3 protein-coding genes and 2 pseudogenes are annotated in these 6964 nt (G+C 53.9%); 3 read left to right on the forward strand and 2 right to left on the reverse strand.

Annotation, left to right across the window (positions count from 1 at the left end):
- The coding region (locus F8N44_RS30405) for an autotransporter outer membrane beta-barrel domain-containing protein (protein WP_150652950.1) at positions 1-1163 on the forward strand (1163 nt) is incomplete at its 5' end.
- 447 nt (positions 1164-1610) lie between these two features.
- Positions 1611-2903: an MFS transporter gene (locus F8N44_RS30410; RefSeq protein WP_150652951.1), complete on the forward strand. Its 1293-nt coding sequence runs from the start codon at positions 1611-1613 to the stop codon at positions 2901-2903.
- 569 nt (positions 2904-3472) lie between these two features.
- On the opposite strand, the pseudogene F8N44_RS30415 reads toward F8N44_RS30410, so the two are convergent.
- A pseudogene (locus F8N44_RS30415) lies at positions 3473-3865 on the reverse strand (SDR family oxidoreductase); the annotation flags it as partial.
- Here F8N44_RS30415 and F8N44_RS30420 point away from each other — a divergent pair.
- Positions 3862-5779 (forward strand): annotated as a pseudogene (locus F8N44_RS30420) (transporter substrate-binding domain-containing protein); the annotation flags it as partial. The pseudogenes F8N44_RS30415 and F8N44_RS30420 sit on opposite strands and share 4 nt — an antisense overlap.
- 399 nt (positions 5780-6178) lie before the next feature.
- Here F8N44_RS30420 and F8N44_RS30425 read toward each other — a convergent pair.
- Positions 6179-6964 (reverse strand): hypothetical protein (locus F8N44_RS30425; protein WP_191630986.1); only part of this gene is annotated, 786 nt, incomplete at its 5' end.

Consider the following 6964-nt stretch of genomic DNA (forward strand, 5'->3'; position numbering starts at 1 on the left):
TTGGTGTCCGGTTTGGCAGGGGCCAGTCCACACAACAGGGCCGTATCGCAGCGGGGGCTTACGATTACAGCCTTATGCGCGGTACGGGTGCGGACGCTAATAACTGGTATCTCAGTAGTAGTTTGACTCCTCCAGCCATCCCTCCTGTTGATCCCCCGGTTACGCCACCCGTTGACCCAGCACCGGGTGTGCAAGTTCTACGTCCAGAAGCAGGTGCTTACATCGGCAACCTCGCCGGGGCGAATAGCATGTTCACTGCAAATCTTGACGATCGTCTCGGCGAAACAGAGTACACCGACGAGGTAACTGGCGAGCACAAGGTGACCAGTTTGTGGATGCGCACGGGTGGCGGTCGTAATCGCTCCGAAGACTCCAGCGGGCAACTGAAAATGAAGGCGAATCGCTACAGCGTGCTGCTGGGCGGAGACCTGGCAGGCGGTAGCAGTCGCAATGGCAGCACTTGGCGTTTGGGTGGCCTGGCGGGATATGGCAATGACCGCAACACGACCACTTCCGATATAACCGGCTATCGGGCAAAGGGCGAGGTAGACGGATATACCGCAGGCCTGTACGGAACCTGGTACGCCAACGGTTCCGATGAAGCGGGGCTGTATGTCGACAGCCTGTTGCAGTACAGCTGGTTTAACAACACTGTGAAAGGTGACGAACTGGCCAATGAAAGCGACAAATCCAAAGGGCTGAGCACCTCGTTGGAAAGCGGTTATGTGTTTGATCTGGGCAGCCGTGCAGGAAATAGCTATTTCCTGCAGCCGAAGGCGCAACTTGCGTGGTCGGGCATTCGTGCCGATGACTACACCGAACAGAATGGCACCCGCGTGTCCGCGACCGGAGGCAATAATGTACGCAGCTCATTGGGGGTTAAAGCCTTTATGAAAGGCTATACCGCACAAGGTGAGGGCAAGCAGCAGTCATTTAAACCGTACGCGGAAGTGAACTGGGTAAACAATTCCGAAGACTATGGTGTGAGGATGGACGGTATTAACGTCTCGCAGGAAGGCAGTCGCAACATCGCCGAGTTCAGAGTGGGTGTTGAGGGGCCTGTTATGCCGCAGTTGAACGTCACCACCAGCCTGACTCATCAGGCAGGGAGTAACGGCTGGTCGGACACCGCCGGCACGCTCGGCTTGAAATATTCCTTCTAAGGCTACTCCGATCAACTTGTCGCCAGCGTGCGGCAAGTTGAACGCTTCATTCTGCTTCAATTGGCTGCCGACTCGGCGGGCAGCGAGCTCGCGTCACATGTAATCCCTGCCCACTGGAGACGCTATCTTGCGTGGTCTGATCTGATCGCCCAGGGCTTCCACGTCTCTGATGACTTCAATTTCCTGAACTGTCCGGTGAGGCCGGCCCCCACATGTCGGGTGGCGTGGTCGGGATATCCAGCTACTATCTGGCGCAGTGTTCTTTTGCTTGGACAAGTGCAAAGTGTGCTGGCGCTGCATGCGGCGCTCAACGAGATACTCACGCTTCTGAGCATCTCTGAGCATCTACCTGGATTGAGTGCCGCAATCGGGTACCGCTGATTCCAAACGCCTTCTTCAGTGCGTCAGCGACACGGTTCAATGAATGCGTGACTTTGGGACATATTCATGAAAAGCGCTTTGACTCTTTCATCATCGTTTACGTACGTGCAGCCTGATACGACTGGCAAGATGCGCCGTGTAGCAGTGGCGTCCTCTCTGGGCAACGCTCTGGAGATATACGACTTTACGGTCTACAGTTTTTTCGCCGTTATTATCGGTCAGTTATTTTTCCCTGCAGACTCATCGCTGGCGTCCTTGATGATGTCGTTGTCGACCTTTGCCATGGGCTTTCTCATCAGGCCACTGGGCGCCGTGTTGATTGGCCGATTCGCAGATCGTTATGGACGCAAGCAAGCTTTGTCCCTGACCATCGCCTTGATGACGATAGGGACAGGAATTATCGCGTTTACACCGACTTACTCCAGCATTGGGGGCTTCGCTATGGCGCTGCTGATACTGGGGCGGTTGCTCCAGGGGTTCTCAGCAGGCGGCGAAGTGGGCGCGGCTTCGGCCTTTTTGATGGAGTCCGGACGCACCGATAATCGTTGCTTCATGGTCTGCTGGCAGGGTGCAAGCCAAGGAGCTGCAGCGCTGCTGGGAGCGCTGTCCGGGCTGGTGCTAACCACGATGTTGTCGGAACAGGCGCTACACAGTTGGGGGTGGCGAGTCCCCTTCATCATTGGATTGTTAATTGGTCCTGTAGGGTGGTACATCCGCAAATACTTGGATGAAACTCACGAAAATCGCACCGAACCCACCCTGTTTCGCCATTTCGTGCGCACCCATGCTCGTACCTTGGGTCTGGGTATTTTGATCATGGCGAGTTCAACGGTGACGTTCTACATGACAGTGTTCTACATGCCAACGTACCTGATCCGAACGTTGCATTACCCCAGCGGCGTTGCTTTTTTTCTGGTGGTGTTTGCCTGCATATTGCTCATTGTCATCCCGCCCTTGGCTTCGCGTTTCGCTGATCGGCTACCACGGCGTAAACCGCTATTGTATTGGTCGTGCGGCTTACAGGCGGTGCTGGCTTATCCTGCTTTTATGCTGCTTGATCAGCAAAGCACACTGCTCAGTTTGGTGGCAGTATCGATACTGATGGCGCCGGTGGCCGTTAGTAGTGGTCCCGGGTTGACGCTGCTGATGGAAGCCTTCTCCCGTAACGAACGGGTAACCGGCGTATCAATCATCTACAGCTTTGGGGTGACCGTTTTTGGAGGTTTTTCTCCATTGGTGGTGACGTGGCTGATTGCGGAGACGGGCAACCCACTCGTTCCAGCCTGGTACCTGTGCGGCGCTATTGTCGCGAGTGGCGTAGCACTGCGCCTCTATCCAGAACAGCCAGGACGCGCGTGAGCGAATTCGACGGCGAGATATCTGTGAAGCCCGCAGGATGAAGAGCTTGGTCGCCTCAAGCGTGAGTTACCCCGAGCGTGTAAAACAGCGTGCAAAAGTTTCCAGATTCCCGGGGTAAACAGCGTCCAATAGTTTCCACCCCGGTATGTGCAACCATCCGGTCTTTTGGCTGGAGAATCTGGGGGAACGTGAACTCTGTGGGGATATGCACAACGCTCAACACATCAGACACGGGCAAGCGTAAGCGCTAGCCCAAGCTGACTCGAGTCGGCTGTACAGGTTCGTACCCTCAAACCCAATCAGGATGATTGATCAGGCCGCGCTCACGGTGCTTTTAGCCGCCCCGCGCTGTGCTACCCAATAGGATCGCAAATCCGAGGTTCGCGACCTGCCTGGAAGTGGCACGGAGCTACCGTGGCTCGCATCAGCGTGACTAGACTTTCATCAGCTGCCAGGCGCGTCCACTGCCCCGGCTAATGCCCGACCTTGATCAGACCGTTGAGACAGTACTAGCCAAATACGAAAATCCGAGAGCGACCTACAAACCGTCGCTCAATGAGGTATTGGACTCAAGGCTGCTGCCGTGTTGCCGCCAACACAATCTCCCGGATGCACACATGTTGTGGCTGTTCGTAGGCATAACGAATCGCTGAGGCGACATCGTCGGCACTGAGTACGGTGCCGCCCATGTCTTGCTTCCACGCCTGATAGCCGGTTTTGATCGCGTCGTCGGTGGTGTGGCTGAGCAGCTCGGTTTCCACGGCGCCAGGCGCGATGGTGATCACTCGCACGTTGTGCGGTGACAACTCTTCACGCAAGTTTTCCGAAATGCCATGGACCGCGAACTTGGTGCCCACGTAAGCCACATGGTTGGGAAAGGTCTTACGCCCTGCCACTGAGCTGACATTAATGATAGTGCCTTGCTTGCGTTCGATCATCCCGGAGACCACCGCGTGGATACCCGTCCTATCAAAATGCCTTGAACGCGGTGGCATTCGACCAGGCTGATGTATTCCTGGGCGATACCATTTCCACCCATTACATGATCAACAAGGGCTACCTGAAAAATATCCGCATGGCCAACTTCGGCAAGCACGAGGCCCACGGATTCAGCTTCGCCTTGCTCAAGGATCAACCCATTCTCCTGAGCATCATCGATTCAGTGCTCGATGGCATATCCACCTATGAACGCGACAGCATCGCCAGCGCTGGAGTGCGGGCAGCGACATTCTCCTGACCGACCGCAAACTGCAACTGACCCTGCGTGAAGAGCGCTGGCTCAAGGACCACCCGGTGGTAAAGGTGGTGGTCAATGAAACCCTTGCGCCCCTGACATTCTTCGATACCGACGGCAACTTCAGGGGCGTCACGGCCGACCTGCTGGAGCTGATTCGCCTGCGAACCGGCCTGCGCTTCAAGATTCAACACGAGCGTAACGTCGCCAACATGATCGAACTGGTGCAAACCGGCGCAGCCGACATCATCGGCGCAATCACCCCCAGCACCGGGCGCGAGTCCCGGTTGAACTTCAGCCGCCCCTACCTGGAAAACTCCTATGTGTTACTGACCCGCAAAGAGCCGGGTGCGCCCACAAGCCTTGAACAAATGGCCGGCAAGCGCCTGGCAATCACCCAGGGCAATGAGCTGGAAAAGTTCCTGCAGCAAGCGTTTGCACAGATAAACCTGGTGGAAACCGGGGATACCTTCAAAGCATCGGAATTGTTGGCACAAGGGCAAGTGGACGGCGCGGTGACCCCTTTGGTGATCGCCAACTATTTGCTTTCTTCTCCGGCATTCCAGGTCAAATTGCAGATCAGCTCCAGCATCGGCACGTTGCCCGCGACCTTTGCCCTTGCGACGTCTCGTGACGCCACGGAGCTGAGTTCGATTCTGGAGAAGGCACTGCTGAGTATCGCCCCGGATGAGATGGCGGCGATCAACAGCCGCTGGCGCGGCTACAACGCGGCGTCCGATGGCTACTGGCGTAATTACCACCGCCTGATTGCCCAGATCATCAGCACCGGGCTCCTGCTGTTGATTTCCCTGGCCTGGAACGGCTATCTGCAGCGCCAGATCAAGCATCGAAAACTGGCCGAGCGCGCCCTGAACGACCAGTTCGAGTTCATGCGGGCGCTGGTCAATGAAACCCCGCATCCGATCTACGTACGCGACCACAACGGCTTTCTGCAAACCTGCAACGACAGCTACCTGCAGACGTTCGACGTCAAGCGTGAAGACGTCATCGGCAAGAGCATTACCCAAATGAACATGACCCTTGAGACGGAGTCGGCCCAATACCATGCCGACTATCAGCGGGTCGTGGCCGAGGGCAAACCCCTGATCCTTGATCGCTCCCTGCATGTTCATGGGAAAAAGCTCACGATCTACCACTGGATTCTCCCGTACCGCGACTCCATGGGCGAAGTCCAGGGCATCATTGGTGGCTGGATCGATATCAGCGAAAGGCGCCAGCTGTTCGATGAACTTCGCGCCGCCAAGGAGCGCGCGGACGAAGCCAACCGCGCGAAAAGTACGTTCCTGGCCACCATGAGCCACGAAATCCGCACACCGATGAACGCCGTCATCGGCATGTTCGAATTGACACTCAAGCGTGCCGACCAGGGGCACCTCGATCGCCCCGCCATCGAGGTCGCCTACAACTCGACCAAGGACCTGCTGGAGTCCTGGACATCGCACGCATCGAATCCGGCCGCCTGAGCCTGGCTCCGGAGCGGGTCAACCTGCGCGAGGTGATCGAGTCAGTGGTCCGTGTGTTCGATGGCCTGGCGCGCCAGAAAACCCTGAGCCTAGTGCTGGAGTTCACCCTCGATGCCGGCGACACCGACGTGCTGATCGATCCGTTGCGGTTCAAGCAAGGTTTCCACCAAACATAACTTATTGTTTTTTAACGTATTTGCGTCTTTTTCGAGATGCCAATTATGGCTATTTTGGGTGATTATGCAAACGAAAACCGGGGCCTGTGGCGTACCTTTTGCGCGCGTGAATCCTTGAGATCAGCTCGGATTTCCAAAGCCCAAAACTCAAAACTCAAAACTCAAAACTCAAAACTCAAATCAACATGAGGATTCCATCATGTACTGACAAAGACTTTGGTAGAGTGCTGCCTGTGTTAAAAATCTAGTGTGCTGTGTTCGAAATAACTTCCTTGTACAGCACACTAGCCCCCAATAGCACCGCACTACATTGCGCTTTAACAAAAGGGCTAAACAACCTCAAAAATCAGACACACCAAATATAGATCACAGCACTAAAATCTATTGACCCACCTGATCAGGATTGTAGACAACATAACAATTAACCGGGGAGTCTCTTGATTCATCGGTCGCCGCTACTAAAATACAATTCCTATCCCTATTAATCTGAGCCTGTATTATTTGCTCCCCGGAAGAGAGCGGAATATTAATAGTTTGAGTTTGCTTTTGACTCATCGCATCTATTACCATAATAGAGGTTAGGCATATTACATATATCTTACCTCTTTGCTCATCTATAAAAGAACTCAATGGAAGATCGGGAGTAAAAAAACGCGGCATATGACCTGACGTATCATTAGTTGCTGCATCCACAATTTTAATATCCATATAATATATGGAGCCACCCGTTTTTGCCTGGGTCACGGGAACCACGTACAGTAAATTGTTAATATTATCAATTAGCGTAAATGTTTCTATCAGCGAGTACTGCGGACTTACATCATTCGGAATGTCCTTACCGTATTTAAATGTCGAAAGCTTATAACACAATATTACGCTATCAGCCTTGTCGTTAATACCCTGTATGTACACCCTGCCATTCTTGCTTAAGGAAACAGGCTTCGGCTCAGGTGTAAAATACGCATAATTGTGAATTGACGTCGACTCAGACTCATCGCCCACGGTCGTGTTGACAAGCACGTAAAAGACCTCAGGTGCACCATTATGAAAAAGACGGCTGCCACCAAAACATATTCGCTTATTGTAATCATCATAATCCGCAGTATAGAACCCCGTCCCAACATCATCATTATATATTGATATATCTTTTTCATTAGAGAACCCATA

This window comes from Pseudomonas fluorescens (assembly GCF_902497745.1).
Lineage (GTDB): Bacteria > Pseudomonadota > Gammaproteobacteria > Pseudomonadales > Pseudomonadaceae > Aquipseudomonas > Aquipseudomonas fluorescens_BM.

Coding starts and splice junctions, on each gene's coding strand:
- F8N44_RS30410 (WP_150652951.1), top strand. CDS start 1,611: ATGAAAAGCGCTTTGACTCTTTCATCATCGTTTACGTACGTGCAGCCT.